Source organism: Aeromonas sp. 601039, assembly GCF_049174415.1.
In the GTDB taxonomy this organism is placed as follows: Bacteria; Pseudomonadota; Gammaproteobacteria; order Enterobacterales; family Aeromonadaceae; genus Aeromonas; species Aeromonas veronii_A.
This window is the reverse complement of sequence record NZ_JAAKTL010000001.1, coordinates 368,581-389,879: the sequence shown is the minus strand read 5'-3', so window position 1 is coordinate 389,879 and position 21,299 is coordinate 368,581. Positions and strand designations below refer to the sequence as shown.

Genomic DNA, 21,299 nt, shown 5'->3' with positions numbered 1-21,299 from the left:
TCTGTTTGAATACCGTTCAGGAGGAGCCTCGCATGGAGTGGGTGGATCGCAAGGTGTTGCAGCAGCTGGCAGAGGATATCGGTCCGGATATGCTGCCCGTGGTCATCGCAGTCTTTATTGAAGAGGTGGGCGAGCAGCTGAGTCAGCTCAGACCCCTCTATGAGCAGGGGGAGTGGGAGGCGCTGGCTCGGGTGGCGCACAGCATGAAATCATCCTGTGGCAGCTACGGCGCCATGCCGAGCTATCAGCAGGTGATGGCGCTGGAGATGGCCAGCAAGCAGGCGGATGTGGCCGAGGCAGAGCGCCAGTTGCAACTGCTGGAGGCCTCCTTGCCTCAGGTGCTCGCGTTTCTTGCCGATTATCAGTAACGGCGCAATGCAGGGATGCCGGGGCGCCGTGACCGTTGCCTAACGCTGGTTGAGCAGTTGCTGGATTATTCGGTCCAGCGCCAGTTTCAGCTTCAACCGATCGTGTCGATGGGGCAGCTCAAGCTCGCCCAGCTCGGCTTCGATCACACGCCCTTGCCAGTCCCCCGCATCACCCGCGCCTTGTGGGGCCAGGATGGCATCCAGCCGACCCTGACCGACCCGGGACTCCAGCCAGCGACACTGACTCATCAGGTCCAGCTGACTGGCAGGGCCGTTTTCCGCCACCAGATTGCAGATGAAAACCAGCATGGCGCTGCTCTCGTTGATGGCCTGGGCGAGCTCGGCCAGCAGCAGTGGCGGCATGATGGAGGTGAGAAAACTGCCCGGCCCAAGAATGATCATGTCCGCCTGCTGCAGTGCCAGCACCGCTTCCCGAGTCGCTTGCACCTCCGGCATCAGGCCGAGGGAGAGGGGCGGTGTTGTCAGTTGATCGATGGATACCTCTCCCAGGATCTGGGTGCCACACTCCATATGGGCGCAGAGATCGGTGGGAAATTCAGACATGGGTAGCAATTGTGACTCGATTTTGAGCATGTCACTGATCAGCTTGATAGCATCAAGAGGACGGACACAGAGATTATCGAGCGCCAGCAGCATCAGGTTGCCAAGGTTGTGACCCGCCAGCTCGCCTTTGCCGGCGAAGCGGTATTCGAACAACAGGCTGCCGATGCTGGGATCGGTCACCAGCTGGTTCAGGCAGTTGCGCAGATCGCCCCAGGCGATGCACTCCTGACTCTTGCGCAGGCGTCCGGTCGAGCCGCCATCATCTGTGGTGGTGACGATGCCGGTGAGCCGTTGACCGAGAAACGAGAGGGACGAAAGCACTCGTCCCATGCCGTGGCCACCACCGATGGCAACGACCCGATCGAAGTCATTGATGTTTTTTTGCCACATATGGGCGTCCTGTCATTGGTCTCAGTTGACCGCTATGTTAGCAAGCGAAGCGAGATAATTGTTTGATAAAGGTATGATTTTTGCTTGAGGCTGCCATTCGATAAAACAAGGAGATGGTGTTGAAATTTCTGACCGTTCACTCCCTCGCCCAGAATTCATCGCTGGCGGCCCAAGATATCTGCGCGCAGCTGCGCCACCATGCCGATCAGGCCCCCTCCCTGCTGTTACTCTATTTTACCCAAGCCCATGAGGGGGCGATACTGCGCGACGCGCTCAAACGCCAGTTCCCGACGACCCGCCTGCTTGGGTGCAGCTCTTGCGGTGGCGTCATGACCGAGATGGGACACCACGCCCGAGACGGATATGGGCTGGCCGTTGCTGCCCTGTACGATGAGAAAGGGGCATTCGGGGTAGCCGGTGCCAGCGGTGACGGGGTGGATGTGCGGCAGTTGCTGCGCCGAGCCATGAGCGATTGTGGTCGACCGGGCGAGCTGCCCCAGCTGATCCTGTTTCATGCCAGTCCCGGCAAGGAGGAGGGGCTGCTGGCCGGAATCGAGGCAGAACTCGGTGCCTCGGTGCCGGTGGTCGGTGGGTCCGCGGCAGATAACAGTGTCAGCGGTGACTGGCAGCTCTGCTGGGATGAGGCGGTGGCTCAGGATGGCATCGGTCTGGCGGTGCTCTATCCCGATTGCCAGCTGGCTTTTCAGTTTCACTCCGGTTATGTGCCTGCCGAATTCAGCGGCGAGATCACAGCCTGCAATGGGCGGGAGGTACTCACCATCGATCACCAGCCTGCTGCCGAGGTCTATGCCCGCTGGTGCGGGCGCGAGCAGCCCTGGCCGGTGGGGGCTATTTTGCGCGAGACCACGCTCACCCCGCTGGCTCGTCAGGTGGGAGCACTGGATGGCATTCCTTACTACAAACTCTCCCATCCCGAAGCGGTGACCGAACAGGGCGGGCTGCGGCTCTTTACCGATGTGGTGCAAGGGGAGCGTCTGCTGTTGATGTACAGCAGTCAGGAAGGGTTGCTGCAGCGCAGCCTCAATGCCATGCGTATCGAGCCAGGGTATGGGGTCGACGTGGAATTGCAGCCTATCGGCGCGCTCATCATCTTTTGTGCTGGTTGTCGTTTGGCGCTAGGTGATATGTTGTGCCAATTTGTCGAGCAGAGCCAGGCTCGCCTCGGCAAGATCCCCTTTATCACCCCCTTTACCTTCGGCGAGCAGGGGCGGCTGCCCAATGGCGAGCTGGCCCACGGCAACCTGATGGTATCGAGCGTGATTTTCCTGACCCGTTGAGTCGGCAGAACATAACAGAGCAGGCAACAAGATGATTGGCAACAGTGAACTGGAAGCCCTCGGCGACAAATTGCAGACCACGCTGGTCGACCTTATGCGTTGCCGCGAGCGCGAGGCCAAGTATCGTCACGAGTCCCAGACTCTGCTGGGGGGCGTTGCCACCCTCGCCGATGCCAAGACGCTGGAGCAGGTGCTGGAGAGCCTTATCCAGGTGCTCAAACCCTTTATCGGCTTTGAGCACGCGGATGTGGTGGCCTGGAGTGGGGAACAGGGCATCACCCACCTCAGTACCGAGCCGGAACAGTGCGGTCGCAGCTGGTTGATGACCCCGGCCTTTGCTCGTGCCATTGCCGGAGAGACGTTGGTGATCTATGACCCGTTCCAGTTGCCTGAGCTGGCGCCGCTGGCGAGTGAGCCGGGCTGGGCCAGCGTGATGCTGACCGGGCTGCAGGCCCCCGGTTTTACCGCCACCCTCATCTGCCGCCACGCTCGGGCGGGCACCTTCGATCTCACCAGCAAGGCCGCCATGGAGCGTTGCCGTCCGCTCATCGCCCAGGCGCTGGTCAACATCACCTATCGGGCCCGCTTGCAGGAGCAGGTTGCGGTAAAAACCGAAGCGTTGCAGGCCAGCGAACGCCGTTTTCGCAGCTTCGCCGCCATGGCTTCGGACTGGTTCTGGGAGACAGATGCCGAGCATCGCCTTAGTTACGCCTCAGAGCCGGGTTATCTGGATGAGATGACCCCGCAGGCGACCCGGCCGACCCTCTATGACTACGTCTGCAACAAGCAGAGCTGCGATGCCCAGAAATACCTGCAGCTTTTGGAGCTGCGCCAGCCGGTGCGAGGGGTGCGGATGCAGGTTGCGCTGCAACACGGCCCCTGCTGGATGGAGGTGAGCGCCGAGCCCTGCTTTGACCATGATGGCCAGTTTATCGGTTATCGTGGCACTGCCCGGGATATCAGCAACCAGATCCGCCGGGAAGAGGAGCTGGCGCGGGCACGGGATGAGGCTGAAGCGGCCAACCGTGCCAAGTCCCAGTTTCTGGCCATGATGACCCACGAGATCCGTTCGCCCATGAATGCGGTGTTGGGGATGCTCGATCTGGTGCAGCATGCCGAGCTGGCGCCGGAGCAACAGAGCCTGCTGCGCCATGCCACCCACTCGGCCAGATTGCTGCAAACCATCATCGACGACGTGCTCGATTTTTCGAAAATCGAGTCGCAAACCCTGGTGTTTCACTGCGAGACCCTGCAACCCGTCCAGCTTTGCCAATCTCTGGTCGAGCCGCTGCAAGCTCGCGCGACCGCCAAGGGGATCGCGCTGGTTTATCGGGTCGATGAGTCGGTTCCTCGGGAGTTGCAGGGGGATCCGATGCGTTTGTCACAGGTGATGGGCAATCTGCTGGACAACGCTCTCAAATTTACCGAGCAGGGGCAGGTGACACTGCACCTGGGTTGGCAGGATGAGAAGCTGCTGATCTCGGTCTCCGACACCGGGATCGGGATCGCTGATGCGGATCAGGCGCTGCTGTTTGAACCCTTCTCCCAGGTCGACAACTCGGCCACCCGGCGTTTTTCCGGTACAGGTCTCGGTCTTGCCATCAGCAAGCGTCTGGTGACGCTTATGGGGGGAGAGATCCACCTGAAGAGCGAGCCGGGCAAGGGAAGCTGTTTCTGGTTCGAACTGCCCGGCATGGCGCTACCCTGCCATAGCCAGCCGCAGCGGGAGGAGGGGGCTTCGGCACTGCTGCCACTGGATGTGCTGGTGGTGGAGGACAGCCCGGTGAATCAGTTGGTGGTGTCGCTGATGCTGCAAAAACTGGTGGGCAAGGTACGGCTGGCAGCCAATGGTCTGGAGGCGCTGGCACAGGTGGATGAGCAGCTCCCGGATCTGATCCTGATGGATATGCGGATGCCCCTGATGGACGGACTGGAAGCCACCCGGCGCTTGCGTGAGTTGGGATGCACCATGCCTATCGTCGCCCTGACAGCCAATGCGATGGCGGAGGATAAGGCCTGCTGTCTGGCGCAGGGGATGGATGACTTTCTCGCCAAGCCTATCACCTTGTCACGGTTGAGAGAGTGTTTGCAGCGTCACTTTGGTCAGCGGTTGCCGACGCGCGGATAAAAAAAATGGTCAACTTTGTGGGTTGACCAGTTCTTCAGCAAATACTGAAGAGAGCACGGGATAAATCGGGTTGTATCAATCTATATGAAAAATCTGTGCCAACTTTTATGGGACTCTTTTGTGTTCAATTTTGGCCGTTTAGCGCAGCGGCTCTCTCTTGTTATGGCGTTTTGCGTTCCTACTTACTCGCAAAATGCGAATTTCACATTTTCATTGTTGGAATAATTGCATTTTGCAACGCTGTTTTTGTCATTGTGAAATCAGGCGATGCAGGAATTTACGGGCTGCTTCGCTGTTTTGTTTGGCAATCAGCATCTGCTTTTCATAAATTGGCATCGGCAATATCTCGAGCCAGCGTTGGCAGAGCCAGGCGGCATCTTCAAAGCGCTTGTCCGGATAGAGCTCATCAAGCTCTGGATACTGCTCGAACACTTCCCTCAGGCGATTGACCAGCAGCTTGTCGTTGAAATCTGAGTGGGTGCTCGGCCAGTTGGGCAGCATCTCCACCTTGGCCCGGCGCAGGCCCATCTCGTCTGTTTCCATCTCGTGGATGCAGAAGCGCTCCAGTCCCAGCACCGTCACTCCCAGCAGGCCATCATTAAGGCTGTAGAAGTCAGTCACCTTGACCCGGGTGCCCACCGGCAGAATGCGGCCGGATTGTCCCGAGGTGGTCGACTCTTCCATCACGATGCCAAAGCCCTGATCGTTGATGAATGACTCCTTGAGCATCTGCAGGTGGCGTGGCTCGAACAGACGCAGAGGAAGCTTGCCGCCCGGCAGTATGTGGGAAGGCAAGGGGAACAGTGCCAAAGGTTGTAGTTTCATGTTCCATCCTCCATTGAGTAGTTGCTGAATATGACAATGCAGCGACTGTGCCAGAGAATGAAAAAAGCCACCGGAGGGTGGCTTTTCGGGCGGTTGAGGGCGCTTAGTTGCGCTGCTCCAGATACATGACAGCCGCTTCCACGCGGCTTTGCGCCTCGAGTTTCTTCAGCAGGCTCTTCACGTGAACCTTGACCGTTCCCTCGGAGATATGGAGTACCGAGGCGACCTGTTTGTTGGAGAGGCCTTTTGCAATTTCGCGCAGGATTTGCATTTCGCGACGCGTTAAGCTTTCCAGCTTCTGCTGCAGGTGATCCAGCTCGTAGATGTTTTCGAGATAGGGGCGTAGCGGTTCGCTCAGGATCTGCTTACCGGTCATCACGTCGGCCAGCTGGGCCAGCAGCAGATCAGGCTCGGTATCCTTGAGCAGGTAGCCATCGGCACCCGCCTTGAGCAGGGCCACCACATCTTGACGGGCATCGGAGACGGTGAGGATCACTACCCGGGAGGTGATCTCTTCGGCCCGCAGCGCTTTGAGGGTATCGAGGCCGGAGAGCCCCTTCATGTTGAGGTCGAGCAGGATCAGATCCGGCTCTGATTCTTTGGCCAGCGCCACGGCATCTGTGCCGTTGGAGGCTTCACCGGTCACCTCCATGTTCTCTTCCAGAGCCAGCAACTGCACAATCCCTTTGCGCATGAGGGGATGGTCATCTACGACCAGAACTGTGTATTTCATCTCGTCCATCAGGCGTCTCTCGCTAGACTGGTGGGAAAGGTCAGATGCACGCAGGTGCCTTGTGGTTGCTGCTCGTTGATGGTCAGCAGACCGTGCAGTTTGCTGGCGCGCTCGTTCATGATGCTCAAACCGTAATGGTTGATCGCCGAGCTGGCGAGTCCGATCCCGACACCGTCATCTGAAATCTGAACCTCAATGTTACCACTGGCGAGGGTCTCACAGCTAACATCAATCACTTGTGCGTTGGCATGTTTGATGGCATTGAGCACTGCCTCACGGATCAGCTGCAAAATGTGGATATGCTGGCCCGCCTCCAGGTCGTTGTCGGCCAGTCCGTAATGGAACCGGATTTCGGCCTGGGTCTGAGGCTGCAGTTGATCAAGCATGACGCGGATCGCTTCCCCCAGATTGGCATCGCCAATGGTGAGACGGAAGGTACCGAGCAGTTCGCGCAACTGGGTATAGGCATTGCTAAGTCCCTCGTCGATCTGCTGCATCGCCTCCTGTGCCTTGTCATGCTGCCCCTTGGCGTAAGAGCGTTTGAGCAGGGTGGACTGGATCTTGAGGTAGGAGAGGGCCTGCGCCAGCGAGTCGTGCAGCTCCCGGGCGATCACCGCCCGCTCCTCCATCAGCAGCAGTCGCTGCTGTTGCAGCAGGGTCTGGTCTTTGTGCAGCACCTGGGCCAGCAGCATGGTGAAGTTTTTAATCAACCGCTCATCGATGGGGTGCTGGCTGATGATGTCGAGGCGGCCGAACTCCTGCTCATCCATCTGCAGATAAAAGCTTGCGACCGCATCGAGATCGCCGGGCCAGCCGGTGCGCCCCGAGATGTAGACCGGCATGGCGTTGTGCTCGAAGCGGGTCAGCCGGATGTGGTCGATATGCTGGTGGGCGGCGGCGCGGTCCAGCAGTTTGATGAGGGTACGGGTGCTGAGCGGGGCAGCGTGCAGCTTCTGGGCGGTCGAGTAGAGAAACGAGAGGGTGTCGTTGGCCTGTTGCAGCTTGGCGGTTTTCTCTTCCACCTTGTTCTCCAGCTCCCGATAGAGTTTGCCCAGCTCATCGGCCATGGTGACGAAGGCGCGCGACAGCTCCCCCAGCTCGTTTTCGCCGTGGGCGGGCAGCTTAAGATCGAAATCCTGCCGCTGGATCTGGCGGGCACAGTAGACCAGCTGGTTGAGGGGGGCGACCACCTGCTGGCGGGTGAAGCGCACAGTAAACCAGGCGATGGTGATGATGGCCAGCAGGCCGAGCCCCTCCGCAAGCGCCAGCATCCGCACCTTGAATTCCACGTGGTACTGCATCTGATTGACGAAATTGTCGATGGCCGCCACAAACTGCTCGGTGTTATCGGTGTACCGTCTGGGAGTGCGATCCTCGATGTGCTGGCGCATCACCTGCCACTGGCCGAGCACCTCGCCATAGGTGCGACGCAGGGAGGCAGGCGTGATCCAGCGCTGGGTCTCCTGCAGCTCTTCGGCGTGCAGGGTCTCTTCAAACTGGGAGAGGCGCCCCAACACGCTGTCGCCCCGCTCGATTTCATAGGCCATCCGGTAGGCCTGCATCCGCAGCGAACCGGAGAGGTTGATCGCCTTGGCATCGGGTACCGAGTAGAAGAGGGTGACCATGGCGACCAGCGCGATCAGGCTGGCCATGAAGAGGATCAACACCATGGCGCGGCCAATGGCACTGCTGACCGAATGGACCCTGAACCGTTTTCCCATACTGATGCGCACCTCTGAATAGTGATAAGGACCCCGCAAGATGCGTGGGAGTGTACTCCAACTTGTGTTAGCATCGAAAAACTAGATGAACTCCGAGCGGTTTTGCCTAAGTCCTAGCGATAGGGGAAAACCAGCCGTCAGCCGACGTTCGAGCTGTAAGGGTCAGGAAAGAAATGCCCTGGCCTCCCGTATTTGGAAAGGTGTTTATGTTGCCACTTGAAGATGGTTTTTCCCGTCGTTTTTACTATTTGCGTCTGTCGGTGACCGATGTGTGCAATTTCCGTTGCACCTATTGTTTGCCTGACGGTTATCGCCCCCCGGAAGGCCACAAAGCGGGGCGTCAACCCTTTCTCTCGATTGACGAGATCCGCCGCGTGGTCAGCGGTTTTGCCGCCATGGGCACCCGCAAGGTGCGCATCACGGGGGGCGAGCCCTCCCTGCGTCGCGATTTCACCGAGATCGTCAAGGTGATTGCCACCACCCCGGGTATCGAGAAGGTCGCCATGACCACCAACGGCTATCGCCTCAAGGAGCGGGCCCAGGAGTGGTTTGATGCCGGACTCAACGCGCTGAATGTCAGTGTCGACAGTCTCGACCCGCGCCAGTTTCACCAGATCACCGGTGAGAACAAGCTGGCCGAAGTGATGGAGGGGATCGAAGCAGCACTGGCCGCCGGTTTCAAATCGGTGAAGATCAATGCTGTGCTGCTCAAGGGGCTCAACGACTACCAGCTCGATGCCTTTCTGGGCTGGATCAGACACAAGCCCATCGAGCTGCGCTTTATCGAGCTGATGCAGACCGGCGAGATGGATACCCTGTTTCGTGACCACCATGTCAGCGGCGAACAGATCAAACAGCGCTTGCTGGAGAGCGGCTGGGTGCAGCAGTTGCGGGGCACGGATGACGGTCCGGCGCAGGTCTTTATGCACCCCGATTCGCAAGGTGGGGTGGGGCTCATCATGCCCTACAGCAAGGATTTCTGTGCCGGTTGCAACCGGCTGCGGGTCTCCTCGCTGGGGAAGCTGCATCTGTGCCTGTTTGGCGACAACGGCATCGACTTGCGGGATCTGCTCGGCGCAGATGGGCAATCTGATGAGCTGCAACAGCGCATTCGCGCGGCACTGGCGGGCAAGAGTGCTACCCATCGTCTCCATGAGGGCAATGCCGGTATCACCCCTCATCTCGCCTCGATCGGCGGATAACCGCAAAAAATCGCCAACGATTAAATAGCAATCCTCACATGGAGGTATTTTAACCGATACCTCCATTTTTATTGCGCTGCAAGGCTTTGATCTGGCGCAAGAATCCCCCCTGTTTATCTCCCTGGTGGTATATCCCTTACCTTGTCAGGGCCGCAATATACACCCACTCTTATAATTGGTATCAAGAATGCCAATCATGGACTCGCACTGTCCCCTTTTTCACCAGAACAGGAGTCAACATGCCGGATGAGATCGATCTTGCCCGCCGCGGCCTGTTCCGGGGGCGGCTGAGAACCGCCGAACCGCCGGTGCAGTTGCCCTGGTCAGTCAACTGGTCGGCATTTGTCGCCGACTGTACCCGCTGCGGGGACTGTCTGGCCGCCTGTCCGGAGCAGATCCTGGTGAATGGCGAGGGCGGTTTTCCGGTGGTCGATTTCCAGCGTGGCGAATGCACCTTCTGCACCGAGTGCGTCACGGTCTGCAAGGTGCCGCTGTTTCGCCCGACCAGCGAGTCCCCCTGGCACTACAAGGCCCATATCGAGGCCAACTGTCTGGCCAATGGTCAGGTGTTTTGCCAGCGCTGTCAGGACAGCTGCGAGCCCAATGCCATTCGCTTTATTCCGGTGCTGGGGCGTGTGCCCACCCCGACGGTCGAGCCGGATCGCTGTAATGGCTGCGGCGCCTGCGTGCAGGATTGTCCGGTTGGCAGCATCAAGGTCGATGGGCGAGCCGCCCCATCCGGTGTTACGAGCCAGTCCACCCTCAAGCAGGAGTCAGAATGAGTCAGAAGCCGTGTGACACAGAAGCCACAATGGATCAGGAGTTCCATGTATCGAGTCTGGTGGTGCTGACCCAGCCCCCCTTGCGCCATCAGCTCGCCGAGCAGATTGGCGCCCTTGAAGGGGCCGAGATCCACGCCGTCAGTGACGAGGGCAAGCTGGTCGTGACCCTGGAAGGTCCGAGCCAGCGGCCGATCATGGCGGCCATTGATGCGATACAGGCGATGCCGGGTGTGCTCTCTGCCGCCCTGATTTACCACCAGTTCGATGAACTGGGCGGTCACTGAAAAGAGTGATGGGATGCCGGGCGTGCCCTCTGCCGCTGATGGCTGGCTCCCGTTCGACAGATTCGACAACTATTACGCGATAAGCAATGTGAGGATATGCCATGAAGCTGAGTCGACGCGACTTTATGAAGGCCAACGCGGTGGCAGCTGCCGCTGCCGTGGCCGGTGTCAGTGCCCCCACGCTGGCAGCCAATCTCATCACCAGTACCGACAAGACTGCCATCCATTGGGATAAGGCTCCCTGCCGCTTCTGCGGTACCGGCTGCTCCGTGCTGGTGGGCTCTCAGGATGGTCGGGTCGTGGCGACTCAGGGCGACCCCGATGCGCCGGTCAACCGTGGCCTCAACTGCATCAAGGGCTACTTCCTCTCCAAGATCATGTACGGCCAGGATCGCCTGACCCAGCCGATGCTGCGGATGAAGAACGGCCAGTTCGACAAGGATGGCGACTTCGCCCCCATCAGCTGGGATCAGGCGTTCGACATCATGGCCGAGAAGTTCAAGGCGACCCTGAAAGAGAAGGGGCCGACCGCCGTCGGCATGTTCGGCTCCGGCCAGTGGACCGTCTGGGAAGGCTATGCTGCCGCCAAGCTGATGAAGGCCGGTTTCCGCTCCAACAACATTGACCCCAATGCCCGTCACTGCATGGCCTCTGCGGTCGTTGGCTTCATGCGTACCTTCGGTATGGATGAGCCGATGGGCTGTTACGACGATATCGAGCAGGCCGATGCGTTCGTGCTGTGGGGCTCTAACATGGCCGAGATGCACCCCATCCTCTGGTCGCGGATGTCCGATCGCCGTCTCTCCAACCCGGATGTGCAGGTGCACGTGCTCTCGACCTTCGAGCACCGCAGCTTCGAGCTGGCGGACAACGGCATGGTGTTCACCCCGCAGACCGATCTGGCGATCCTCAACTATGTCGCCAACTACATCATCCAGAATGACAAGGTGAACTGGGACTTCGTCAACAAGCACACAGTGTTCAAGAAGGGGGCCACCGACATCGGTTACGGCCTGCGCCCGACCGATCCGCTGCAGCAGAAAGCGAAGAACCCGGACAGCGGCGATGCCACTCCGATGACCTTCGAGGAGTTTGCCAAGTTCGTGGCGGATTACGATGTGGAGTCGGTCTCCAAGCTCTCCGGCGTCTCCAAAGAGAAGCTGGAAAAGCTGGCCAAGCTCTATGCCGATCCGGGCAAGAAGGTGGTCTCTTACTGGACCATGGGCTTCAACCAGCATACCCGTGGCGTCTGGGCCAACAACCTCTGCTACAACATCCACCTGCTGACCGGCAAGATCTCCGAGCCGGGTAATGGTCCTTTCTCACTGACCGGCCAGCCCTCTGCCTGTGGCACCGCGCGTGAAGTGGGTACCTTTGCCCACCGTCTGCCTGCCGACATGGTGGTGACCGAGCCCAAACACCGCGCCATTGCCGAGCAGATCTGGAAACTGCCGGAAGGGACCATTCCCGACAAGGTGGGTTTCCACGCTGTGCTGCAGGATCGCATGCTCAAGGACGGCAAGCTCAACGCCTACTGGGTGATGTGTAACAACAACATGCAGGCCGGCCCCAACATGAATACCGATCGCCTGCCTGGCTATCGCGATCCGCGCAACTTTATCGTGGTCTCCGACCCGTACCCGACCGTCACTGCCCAGGCAGCGGACCTCATCCTGCCCACCGCCATGTGGGTGGAGAAAGAGGGGGCCTATGGCAACGCCGAGCGCCGCACCCAGTTCTGGCACCAGCAGGTAAAAGCGCCGGAAGGGGCCAAGTCCGACTTGTGGCAGTTGATGGAGTTCTCCAAGCGCTTCAAAGTCGAGGAAGTGTGGCCGGCTGAGCTGATTGCCAAGATGCCGGAAGTAAAGGGCAAAACCCTGTTTGACGTGCTCTATGCCAACGGTCAGGTCAACCAGTTCCCGAAAGAGCAGAGCAAGGGGATGCTGAACGACGAAGCCGAGCACTTCGGTTTCTACGTCCAGAAGGGCTTGTTCGAGGAGTACGCCACCTTCGGTCGTGGCCACGGTCACGATCTGGCACCGTTCGATCAGTACCACGAAGCGCGCGGTCTGCGCTGGCCTGTGGTAGATGGCAAAGAGACCCTGTGGCGCTACCGTGAAGGGTTCGACCCCTATGTGAAAGCGGGCGAGGGGGTGCGTTTTTATGGCAAGCCAGATGGCAAGGCGGTCATCTTCGCCCTGCCGTTCGAGCCCGCCGCCGAGTCGCCGGATAAAGAGTACGATCTGTGGCTCTCCACCGGCCGCGTGCTGGAGCACTGGCACACCGGCACCATGACCCGTCGGGTGCCCGAGCTTTATCGCGCCTTCCCGGATGCGGTGCTCTTCATGCACCCGGACGATGCCAAGGCTCGCGGCGTGCGCCGTGGTGAAGAGGTGATCGTCTCTTCCCGCCGTGGCGAGGTGAAGACCCGTGTCGAGACCCGTGGTCGCAACCGTCCGCCGAAAGGACTGGTCTTCATGCCCTTCTTTGATGCCAGCCAGCTGGTCAACAAGCTGACCCTGGACGCCACCGATCCGCTCTCGAAAGAGACCGATTACAAGAAGTGCGCCGTCAAGGTGATGAAGGCTTAAGGCGGGGGAGTACGAGATGAGTCGTAGTCGTCGCCAGTTTCTGGCCGACATGGCCAAGGGGGCCTGCGGTGTGGGCCTGCTTGGCGCGGGGCTCGGTGGCGTGGCCCGCCAGCAGGCGCAAGCTGTGCCTGCCCAGGCGCTGCGTCCGCCCGCCGCTCTCGATGAAGCAGAGTTCCTCAGCGCCTGCGTGCGCTGTGGGCTCTGCGTCGAGGCGTGCCCCTACGACACCCTCAAGCTCGCCCGGCTGTTTGACCCTGTGACCACCGGTACCCCTTATTTCAAGGCGCGTGCCGTGCCCTGCGAGATGTGTGATGACATCCCTTGTGTGGTGGCCTGTCCGAGCGGGGCGCTGGATCAGCAGATGACCGACATCGATCAGGCCCGGATGGGGGTGGCAGTGCTCATCGATCACGAGACCTGTCTCAACTATCTGGGTCTGCGCTGCGATGTCTGTTATCGGGTCTGCCCGCTGATTGACAAGGCGATCACTCTTGAGCTGCAGCATAACCAGCGCACCGGCAAGCATGCCATGTTCCTGCCCACGGTACACAGCGATGTCTGTACCGGCTGTGGCAAGTGCGAGCATGCCTGCGTGCTGGAGGAGGCCGCCATCAAGGTGGTGCCACGCCAGCTTGCCAAAGGTGAGCTGGGTCATCACTACCGGCTCGGCTGGGAAGAGAAGGCCAAGGCGGGGAACAAGTCGCTCATCGGCGACAGACTCACCCTGCCCACCCGCAAACCGGAGGGGTTATGAGTCGTTATCCGGGGGAAGAGGCTCGCATCAAGCTGGGGTGGTGGCGTTCCCACCGCTTCCTACTGTTGCGTCGGCTGAGTCAGTTCAGTGTGCTCGGGCTGTTTTTGCTGGGGCCGCTGGCGGGTGTCTGGATCCTCAAGGGCAACCTCTCCAGCTCGCTGTTGCTGGAAACAATGCCGCTGACCGATCCCCTTACGCTGTTGCAGTCGCTGGCGGCGGGCCACTGGCCCATCACCACCCTCTGGCTGGGGGCTGCCATTGTGCTGGCCGGTTACTGGCTGGTGGGGGGGCGGGTGTTCTGCTCCTGGGTCTGTCCGGTCAACCTTATCACGGATGCAGCAGCCTGGCTCAGGGGGCGACTTGGCCTCAAGGGAAATGGCCAGTTCAGCCGTGCGACCCGCTACTGGCTGCTGGCCATGGTGCTGGTGGTGCCAGCGGTGGCCGGGGTGATGGCGTGGGAGTTGGTCAATCCGGTGTCGCTCGCCATGCGCGGTCTGCTGTTTGGCATGGGGGCTGGCTGGGCCCTGCTGGTGGCGCTATTCCTGTTCGATCTTTTCGTGGTTGAGCGGGGCTGGTGCGGTCATCTCTGTCCGGTGGGGGCCTTCTATGCCCTGGTCAACCGGGTCGGGTTTATCAAGATTTCTGCCAAGGGGCGCGAGCGGTGCAACAACTGCATGGATTGTTATGCGGTTTGCCCGGAGCGTCCCATCCTGCGCGGGCCTGTTCACGGTGCCAAGCGCGGTCACGGGCCCTTGATTGCGGCTCAGGAGTGTACCAACTGTGGCCGCTGCATCGATGTCTGCGCGGAACAAGTTTTTGAAATCACTGTAGGTTTTGCCGTCAAGGCAGAAAAAACGTCGGAGAACAAATAATGAAAAAGCTGATTGGAGCAATGCTGGCCTGCCTGATGGCGGGATCCTTGATGGCAGCGGCCCCCGAGATCACCAACAGTACCGGTGGCCTCAAGTCCGAGCGTGGCGCCACCGATCTGGTGACCGATGCCACCGCCGCACCCCTGAAAAACTTCCGTAAGGATGGCGCGCCCTACGATCGCCAGTACATGCATCAGCCGCCGCTGATCCCCCACGACATTCGCAACTATGAGGTGGATACCAAGGTCAACAAGTGCCTGGCTTGCCACAGCTTCAAGAATGCCAGCGCCATGAAGGCCCCCAAGATCAGTCCGACTCACTTCGAGACCCGCGACGGCCTGACCCTGGGTGAAGTGTCGCCGCGTCGCTACTTCTGCCTGCAGTGCCATGTACCGCAAGCGGATGCCAAGCCGCTGGTGGAAAATACCTTTAAACCGGTTGAAGCGCTGAACTGAGGAATCCATAGATGAAATTACCCGGCTTTATCCAGCGTCTGTGGACCACCTTCAAGTCACCATCGAAGGCGGCTCTCTGGGTCATCCTGCTGATGGGCTTCTTCGGTGGCGTGATTTTCTGGGGTGGCTTCAACACCGCCATGGAAGCATCCAACACCGAGGCCTTCTGCACCAGCTGTCACGAGATGAAGGACAACGTGTTCGAGGAGTACCGCGACACCATCCACTACGCCAACCGCTCCGGCGTGCGGGCCAGCTGCCCGGATTGCCACGTACCGCACGAGTGGACCTACAAGATCATCCGCAAGGTGCAGGCCTCCAAGGAGCTGTGGGGCATGATCACCGGCAAGGTGGATACCCGTGAGAAGTTCGAGTCGCACCGGCGCGAGATGGCGGAGCGAGAGTGGCAGCGGATGAAAGAGACCGATTCGCGCGAGTGCCGCAACTGCCACAACTTCGAGTACATGGACTTCTCCCTGCAGGGGCAGCGTGCCGCAAAGATGCACTCTACCAATCTGGCCAGTGGTGAAAGTACCTGCATCGACTGTCACAAGGGGATTGCTCACCAGCTGCCCGACATGACCGGGGTGAAAGGATTCTGATCCTGCGACGACAGGCCGGGTTTGCCCGGCCTGCGTTTTGTTCATATATGGGACAAGCATCAGATTTGTGTGTCTTTTAAATCCCATATCTCGTGAAACCTTTGATAGAATCAGCCCGCCGTCACACGCTTGAGCAAGTTGGTCACCTCTGTCTGCATCAGTTTTTGCGCCCTGACAGCTGGCCTCTCATACCCCTTCTCTTCCTGCCTCGTTGACGGCCCATAGCCACAAGGAGCTGCCCGATGGGACAGAAACACAACGCATTTATTCCCCTCAAGATCGCCGTGCTGACGGTTTCCGACAGCCGCACCGCCGCCGATGACAGCTCGGGCGACTATCTGGTCTCGGCCCTTACCGACGCGGGCCATCAGCTGGCCGATCGGGCGCTCTGCCCCGACAACCTGTTTCGCATCCGCGCCCAGGTGAGCGAGTGGATCGCCGATGAGGGGGTGCAGGTGGTACTGATTAACGGCGGTACCGGCTTCAATGAACAGAACCGGGTACCGGAAGCGGTCGGTGTGCTGTTCGAGCGCACCGTACAGGGTTTTGGCGAGATGTTCCGTCAACTCTCTTTTGCCGAGATTAAAGGCTCCGCCATGCAGAGCCGTGCGCTGGCGGGACTCGCCAATCGCACCCTGATCTGCTGTCTGCCCGGCTCCACCGGCGCTTGCCAGCTGGGTTGGGAGCAACTGATCCGCGATCAGCTCGATGCCCGCACCAAGCCGTGCAACTTTGTCTCCCACCTCTGAGAGCAAACGATGAACCAGACCGATCCCAAGCAGACCCAGCCCAACCTGACGCATCTGAACCAGAGCGGTGAAGCCCATATGGTGGATGTGACCGACAAGCAGGTGACCGAGCGCGAAGCCCGTGCCGAGGCGTTTGTTGCCATGACCCCCGAGACGCTGGCGCTGATCCTGAACGGCCAGCACCACAAGGGTGACGTGTTCGCTACCGCCCGCATCGCCGGCATCATGGCCGCCAAGAAGACCTCCGATCTTATCCCACTCTGCCATCCGCTGGCCTTGACCAAAGTCGAGGTGGAGATAGTGCCGCTGCCCGAGCAGCAAAAGGTGCATATCCGCACCCTCTGCAAGCTCTCCGGCAAGACTGGTGTCGAGATGGAAGCGCTGACCGCCGCGTCGGTAGCGGCGCTGACCATCTACGACATGTGCAAGGCGGTGCAAAAGGACATGGTGATCGAACAGGTGCGGCTGGTAGAGAAAAAGGGCGGCAAGTCCGGCCATTTTCAGCTGGGGTCAAATAGCGGGGAGCAAGCATGATCAAGGTACTGTTTTTTGCGCAAGTAAGAGAGCTGGTGGCCTGCGATGAGCTGAGCCTGCCCTGCGACTATGCCACCGCCGAACAACTGCGTGCGGCGCTCTGTGAACGCGGCGACAAGTGGGCGCTGGCGCTGGAAGCAGGCAAGCTCTTGGTCGCGGTCAATCAGACCCTGGTGCCCCTCGATACCCCCATCAACGATGGCGATGAGGTGGCCTTCTTCCCGCCGGTGACCGGAGGTTAAGGATGAGCGAGATAATGACCGTGGATCGCACCACTGAGCTGTGCGGTGGTGACGAAGTGGCCTTCTTCACTTTCTCTCCAGTAACGACCGGAGGCTGAGCCATGAACGACGTAGCCATTACAGACCGCATTCTGGTGCAGCGTGAGGATTTCTCGCTGGCGGACGAATATGCCCGCCTCGCCACCCGCGCCGACAGTGGCGCCATCGTCACTTTTGTTGGCAAGGTGCGCGACTTCAATCAGGGGGAGGAGGTGAAGGGGCTTGCCCTCGAGCATTACCCCGGTATGACCGAGAAGGCGCTGGCCGATATCGTGCAGGAGGCCCGCCGCCGCTGGCCGCTGCAGGAGTGTACCCTCATTCATCGTATCGGCGAGCTGTGGCTTGGCGATCAGATCGTGCTGGTGGCGGTGAGCAGTGCCCACCGCGACGCCGCCTTTGACGCCTGTCACTTCATCATGGATTTCTTGAAAACCCGGGCGCCGTTCTGGAAAAAAGAGCTGACCGCCGAGGGTGTGCAACGCTGGGTCGAGGCCAAGGAGAGCGACAACGCGGCCGCTGCCCGCTGGCAAGCCTGACCTGTTCATCACGAGGGGCGCAGGTTCAACGGGAACCACGGCCCCGCCAAGGGGCGCGGATGTGCGGGCCCCATCAGGAGAAAGGGAATGAAACCGCTGTTATCTGTTGTCATCGTAGGAGTCTGCGCCGCCACCTTGCATACCGGTGTCGTGCAGGCCGATGAAGTGAAAGTGGCCGTGGCGGCCAACTTCAAGGGCACCATAGATCGTATCGGCAAGGAGTTCACCGCCAAGACCGGCCACACCCTGGCCATCTCGTCTGCCGCCACCGGAGTGCTCTACACCCAGATCAGTCACGGCGCACCGTTCGATCTCTTCCTCTCCGCCGATGCGGCGACCCCCGAGAAGCTGGAAAAAGAGGGCAAGGGGAGTGAGCGCTTCACCTACGCCATCGGCCAGCTGGGGCTCTGGAAGAAGGGAGGGCCGGCCCCTGACGAGGCGACCCTGCGTAGCTGGAAAGGCAACCTCGCCATCGCCAATGCCCGTACCGCCCCCTATGGTGCTGCTGCCATGGCGACCCTCACCCATCTCAAGATCGATCCCAAGCAGTACCGGCTGCTGACCGGCGCCAACATCGGCCAGACCTGGCAATTTGTCGACACCGGCAATGCTGAACTGGGCTTTGTCGCCTGGGCCAATCTGGTTGAGGCGGGCAAGACTGGCGAAGCCTGGGCTGTGCCTGCGAGCTTCTATCCCCCCATCGAGCAGCAGGGGCTGGTATTGAAGAAAGGCGCCGCGGTCGAGGCGCTGGTGGCCTGGCTCAAGGGGCCGGGTCAGGCGCAGATCAAGGCAGCGGGTTATGCCTTGCCCCAATAAGGGGATGGGCCTGATGCGATACCCTGAGTGGTCGGCCTTCGGGTCGGCCACTCTTTGCAATAAGGATGGATACCATGCTGTTGGGGGCATTTATCAACCGGGAGGTCGGCAATGAGTGAAGGGGATCTGCTGGCGGTCTGGCTCACCCTGAAGCTTGCGGCCTGCACCACAGCGATTTTGCTGTTGCTGGCACCGCCGCTGGCCTGGTGGCTGTCGCGCAGTCAGAACCGGCTGCGGCCGCTGGTGGAGGCGCTGGTGGCACTGCCGTTGGTGCTGCCCCCCACAGTGCTGGGTTTTTATCTGCTGCTCGCCTTCTCCCCCGAATATGGCTTCGGCGCCTGGTGGCGCGACACCTTTGGTGCCCCGCTCGCCTTCAGCTTTCTCGGCCTGCTGTTTGCCTCCATCCTCTATTCGCTGCCGTTCGTAGTGCAGCCGCTCACCTCCGCCTTCGTCAACATGGGCAACAAGGAATTGGAGGCCGCCGCTACTTTGGGGCTCGGCCCGCTGGAACGCTTCTTCCACATCATCTTGCCGATGACCCTGCCGAGCTTTGTGATGGCGGCGGCGCTGGGCTTTGCCCATACCCTGGGGGAGTTTGGCGTGGTGTTGATGATTGGCGGCAATATCCCCGGCGAAACCCAGGTGCTCTCCATCGCCCTGTTTGATCATGTGGAGGCGATGGACTACCAGAACGCCCATATTCTGGCGGGCGGCCTGATGGCCTTCTCGCTGGTAATGCTGGTGCTGGTCTACGGGGTGTTGCAGCGTAGACAGCGGAGAGTGTTTGGATGAACCAGCCCGCCACTATGCCGTCAGTGAACGTGCCGCACCGCCATGTCCTGAACCTCCATGCCTGGCGCGAGTTTGGCCCTTTTACCCTCGACTGCGCACTGACCCTCGAGCTGGGGGGGATCCTCGGCCTGTTCGGCCCCTCGGGCTGTGGCAAGAGCACATTGCTGCGCATCATCGCCGGGCTCGATCGCCAAAACGGGGATCGCTTGCTGTGGCGCGATCGGGAGTATGCTCAACTGCTGCCCGAAGCGCGCCGGATCGGGCTGGTGTTTCAGGACTCACGCCTCTTCCCCCATCTGACGGTGCTTGGCAATCTGCAACTGGCGGCCCGCAAGGGGCGAGGGCGCTGGCAGCCCGAAGCGCTGGCGGCTCGGCTCGGTTTTGCCGATCTGCTGGGGCAGCCTGCCCATGCCCTCTCTGGCGGTCAACGCCAGCGGGTGGCATTGGGGCGGGCGCTGCTGGCCGAGCCTGATCTGCTGCTGCTCGATGAGCCTTTCTCGGCGCTGGATCGGCGCAGCCGCATCCATCAGGCCCATGTGCTCAAGGGGTTGCAGCAGGAGAGCGGCATCCAGATGATCTTCGTCAGTCACGCCATGGAGGAGGTGAGCCTGCTCTGCGATCAGCTGGTGCTGCTGGAAAGTGGCAGGGTCGAGGCACAAGGCAGGCCGAGCGAAATCTTCGCCCGCACCGACCTTTCGCTTGCCAGTCGCGACGATGCCGGGGTGATGCTGAATGCCACCTTGGCCCACTATGATGACGACGAGCAGATGGCGACCCTGCAACTCGGTGAGCAGCAGCTGCGGGTCACCATGACCCATGTGCCGGACGAGAGCGGTCCCTTGCAGATCAAGGTGGCGGGGCGCGATGTGGTGATCGCTACCACCCCCATCGAGCACTCCAGTCTCTCCAACTGTCTCGTCACCCGTCTGCTGGCGGTGCGCGAGGTGCGCCCCGGCCAGACCCTGTTGCAGTTGGCGCTGGGTCAGCAGATACTGCTGGCCCGGATCACCAGCCGCTCCGCCAGGCGGCTGGCGCTGGCGCCGGAGCAGCAGCTCTACGCTTATATCAAGGCGGTGAGTCTGGTCAGCGAAGGCTGATTGGGCGCCGTGCCGTGGCAGGATAACCACGGGTGACATAACAACAAGAGATGGTTCAGGTGATGAGTCGAGAGGCAATACACTGATGCGCCGCAATCAGGTGATGAAATTCAACGGTCTTGCCCTGCGCAGCGCGGGGGAGGGCCCCTTGCTGTTGCTACTGCATGGGCTGGGCTCCTCCAGCCTCGACTGGCAGGCGCAGATCGAACGGTTTTCCGAACACTACCGGGTGGTGGCGCTGGACTTGCGCGGCCACGGCCAGAGCATGCAGGAGGGGCCGTTCGATGTGGCGACTTTGGCAGCCGATGTGGTGAACTGGCTCGATGCACAGCCGGAACCCGCCTGGGTCGTGGGATTGTCGCTGGGTGCCATGGTAGCGCTGGAGCTGGCGCTGCAACTGCCGCACAAGGTGCAGGGGCTGGTGCTGGTCAACGGTTTTAGCGAGTTTCTGCTGGAGAGCCCCAAAGAGCAGGAGCGTTACGCCCAGCGCCTCAAGTGGCTGCGCTGGTTTGGCATGCGTCCGCTCGCTTGGTGGCTGGGACGCGAGCTCTTCCCGGGCCCGGATCTGGCGCAGGTGCGCCACACCTTCCGGCTGCGTTTCGTGCGCAACAAAAAGAAGGTTTACAAGGCGCTGCTGGAGGCGCTACCCGGCTGGTCGGTACGCGCCCGGCTCGGCGCCATCTGGCAGCCGGTGGCCATCATCTCCACCAGTCATGACTACCTGCCGCTGGCCAAACGGGTAGAGCAGTTTGCCGCCTTGCCCAACGCCACCATCCACACCCCCAACGGCCACCACGCCTGGCCTGCGGAAGACCCCTCGGGCTTTAATCACCTGTTGCAACGGATCCTCACGACCCATTGAGGAAGGGGTTGTTAGGTGCAGGTACCAAAAAGCCGAACCACAGGGTTCGGCTTTTTTGATCAG

The 21,299-nt window shown here is 60.5% G+C and carries 23 protein-coding genes and 1 riboswitch; of the genes, 19 read left to right on the top strand and 4 right to left on the bottom strand.

Annotated features, from left to right (window positions below; all coding sequences use genetic code 11):
• Positions 1-32 precede the first annotated feature (32 nt).
• Positions 33-368 carry an Hpt domain-containing protein gene (locus G5195_RS01730; RefSeq protein WP_005353511.1) on the top strand — a complete coding sequence of 112 codons (336 nt, stop codon included), beginning with the start codon at positions 33-35 and terminating at the stop codon, positions 366-368.
• 39 nt (positions 369-407) lie between these two features.
• Here G5195_RS01730 and G5195_RS01725 read toward each other — a convergent pair whose 3' ends face one another.
• The gene (locus G5195_RS01725) at positions 408-1,322 is read right to left on the bottom strand and encodes a gluconeogenesis factor YvcK family protein (RefSeq protein WP_139407086.1); all 915 of its coding nucleotides are present in this window, start codon (positions 1,320-1,322) and stop codon (positions 408-410) included.
• 113 nt (positions 1,323-1,435) lie between these two features.
• On the opposite strand from G5195_RS01725, the gene G5195_RS01720 reads away from it, so the two are divergent.
• Both G5195_RS01720 and G5195_RS01715 read left to right on the top strand, forming a co-directional pair.
• Positions 1,436-2,620 (top strand): FIST signal transduction protein, encoded by a 1,185-nt coding sequence (locus tag G5195_RS01720; protein WP_139407088.1) that lies wholly within the window; start codon positions 1,436-1,438, stop codon positions 2,618-2,620.
• Between the two features lie 31 nt (positions 2,621-2,651).
• Entirely contained in the window at positions 2,652-4,748 is a 2,097-nt protein-coding gene (locus G5195_RS01715; RefSeq protein ID WP_421235765.1) for an ATP-binding protein, read from the top strand.
• Between the two features lie 249 nt (positions 4,749-4,997).
• On the opposite strand, the gene G5195_RS01710 is transcribed toward G5195_RS01715, so the two are convergent.
• The 3 genes from G5195_RS01710 to narQ all read right to left on the bottom strand — a co-directional run bounded on the left by G5195_RS01710 (position 4,998) and on the right by narQ (position 8,027).
• Positions 4,998-5,573 carry an LON peptidase substrate-binding domain-containing protein gene (locus tag G5195_RS01710; RefSeq protein WP_201937094.1) on the bottom strand — a complete coding sequence of 192 codons (576 nt, stop codon included), beginning with the start codon at positions 5,571-5,573 and terminating at the stop codon, positions 4,998-5,000.
• Positions 5,574-5,676: 103 nt separating this feature from the next.
• Positions 5,677-6,315 (bottom strand): two-component system response regulator NarL, encoded by a 639-nt coding sequence (narL, locus tag G5195_RS01705; RefSeq protein WP_005334471.1) that lies wholly within the window; start codon positions 6,313-6,315, stop codon positions 5,677-5,679.
• Entirely contained in the window at positions 6,315-8,027 is a 1,713-nt protein-coding gene (narQ, locus tag G5195_RS01700) for a nitrate/nitrite two-component system sensor histidine kinase NarQ (RefSeq protein WP_005334468.1), read from the bottom strand. The genes narL and narQ overlap by 1 nt, the downstream gene beginning before the upstream one ends.
• 78 nt (positions 8,028-8,105) lie before the next feature.
• Positions 8,106-8,246: riboswitch (molybdenum cofactor riboswitch) on the top strand.
• On the opposite strand from narQ, the gene moaA reads away from it, so the two are divergent.
• From moaA to G5195_RS01620, 16 genes are all read left to right on the top strand, one after another.
• A complete protein-coding gene (gene moaA, locus G5195_RS01695) occupies positions 8,234-9,229 on the top strand; it encodes a GTP 3',8-cyclase MoaA (RefSeq protein WP_041202199.1) in 996 nt (331 codons plus the stop codon). Its footprint overlaps the riboswitch before it by 13 nt.
• Positions 9,230-9,468: 239 nt before the next feature.
• Positions 9,469-10,011: a ferredoxin-type protein NapF gene (gene napF / locus G5195_RS01690; protein WP_139410607.1), complete on the top strand. Its 543-nt coding sequence runs from the start codon at positions 9,469-9,471 to the stop codon at positions 10,009-10,011.
• A 29-nt stretch (positions 10,012-10,040) separates the two neighbouring features.
• On the top strand, positions 10,041-10,295 hold the full coding sequence (locus tag G5195_RS01685; RefSeq protein ID WP_031227438.1) for a chaperone NapD: 255 nt from the start codon (positions 10,041-10,043) through the stop codon (positions 10,293-10,295).
• A 101-nt stretch (positions 10,296-10,396) separates the two neighbouring features.
• Positions 10,397-12,886, top strand: a complete 2,490-nt coding sequence (napA, locus tag G5195_RS01680; protein WP_040065199.1) for a nitrate reductase catalytic subunit NapA — start codon at positions 10,397-10,399, stop codon at positions 12,884-12,886.
• Positions 12,887-12,902: 16 nt separating this feature from the next.
• On the top strand, positions 12,903-13,640 hold the full coding sequence (napG, locus tag G5195_RS01675) for a ferredoxin-type protein NapG (protein ID WP_236767173.1): 738 nt from the start codon (positions 12,903-12,905) through the stop codon (positions 13,638-13,640).
• Positions 13,637-14,512, top strand: a complete 876-nt coding sequence (napH, locus tag G5195_RS01670) for a quinol dehydrogenase ferredoxin subunit NapH (RefSeq protein ID WP_335838099.1) — start codon at positions 13,637-13,639, stop codon at positions 14,510-14,512. The genes napG and napH overlap by 4 nt, the downstream gene beginning before the upstream one ends.
• Complete coding sequence (locus tag G5195_RS01665) at positions 14,512-14,967, top strand: nitrate reductase cytochrome c-type subunit (RefSeq protein WP_005334452.1); 456 nt, start codon at positions 14,512-14,514, stop codon at positions 14,965-14,967. Before napH ends, G5195_RS01665 begins: the two co-directional genes overlap by 1 nt.
• A gap of 11 nt (positions 14,968-14,978) precedes the next feature.
• Positions 14,979-15,569: a cytochrome c3 family protein gene (locus G5195_RS01660; protein ID WP_005353459.1), complete on the top strand. Its 591-nt coding sequence runs from the start codon at positions 14,979-14,981 to the stop codon at positions 15,567-15,569.
• Between the two features lie 242 nt (positions 15,570-15,811).
• A complete protein-coding gene (moaB, locus tag G5195_RS01655) occupies positions 15,812-16,318 on the top strand; it encodes a molybdenum cofactor biosynthesis protein B (RefSeq protein WP_064340970.1) in 507 nt (168 codons plus the stop codon).
• Positions 16,319-16,327: 9 nt separating this feature from the next.
• Positions 16,328-16,852 (top strand): cyclic pyranopterin monophosphate synthase MoaC, encoded by a 525-nt coding sequence (gene moaC, locus G5195_RS01650; RefSeq protein ID WP_421222111.1) that lies wholly within the window; start codon positions 16,328-16,330, stop codon positions 16,850-16,852.
• Entirely contained in the window at positions 16,849-17,094 is a 246-nt protein-coding gene (gene moaD, locus G5195_RS01645) for a molybdopterin synthase sulfur carrier subunit (RefSeq protein ID WP_005353453.1), read from the top strand. Before moaC ends, moaD begins: the two co-directional genes overlap by 4 nt.
• A 101-nt stretch (positions 17,095-17,195) precedes the next feature.
• Positions 17,196-17,669 carry a molybdopterin synthase catalytic subunit MoaE gene (moaE, locus tag G5195_RS01640; RefSeq protein WP_201995903.1) on the top strand — a complete coding sequence of 158 codons (474 nt, stop codon included), beginning with the start codon at positions 17,196-17,198 and terminating at the stop codon, positions 17,667-17,669.
• 87 nt (positions 17,670-17,756) lie between these two features.
• Positions 17,757-18,485 (top strand): molybdate ABC transporter substrate-binding protein, encoded by a 729-nt coding sequence (modA, locus tag G5195_RS01635; protein ID WP_202003236.1) that lies wholly within the window; start codon positions 17,757-17,759, stop codon positions 18,483-18,485.
• Between the two features lie 111 nt (positions 18,486-18,596).
• Positions 18,597-19,277, top strand: a complete 681-nt coding sequence (gene modB, locus G5195_RS01630; protein ID WP_005361814.1) for a molybdate ABC transporter permease subunit — start codon at positions 18,597-18,599, stop codon at positions 19,275-19,277.
• The gene (gene modC, locus G5195_RS01625) at positions 19,274-20,374 is read left to right on the top strand and encodes a molybdenum ABC transporter ATP-binding protein (protein ID WP_335838102.1); all 1,101 of its coding nucleotides are present in this window, start codon (positions 19,274-19,276) and stop codon (positions 20,372-20,374) included. The genes modB and modC overlap by 4 nt, the downstream gene beginning before the upstream one ends.
• 85 nt (positions 20,375-20,459) lie before the next feature.
• Positions 20,460-21,236, top strand: a complete 777-nt coding sequence (locus G5195_RS01620; RefSeq protein WP_421222115.1) for an alpha/beta fold hydrolase — start codon at positions 20,460-20,462, stop codon at positions 21,234-21,236.
• Positions 21,237-21,299: the final 63 nt, after the last annotated feature.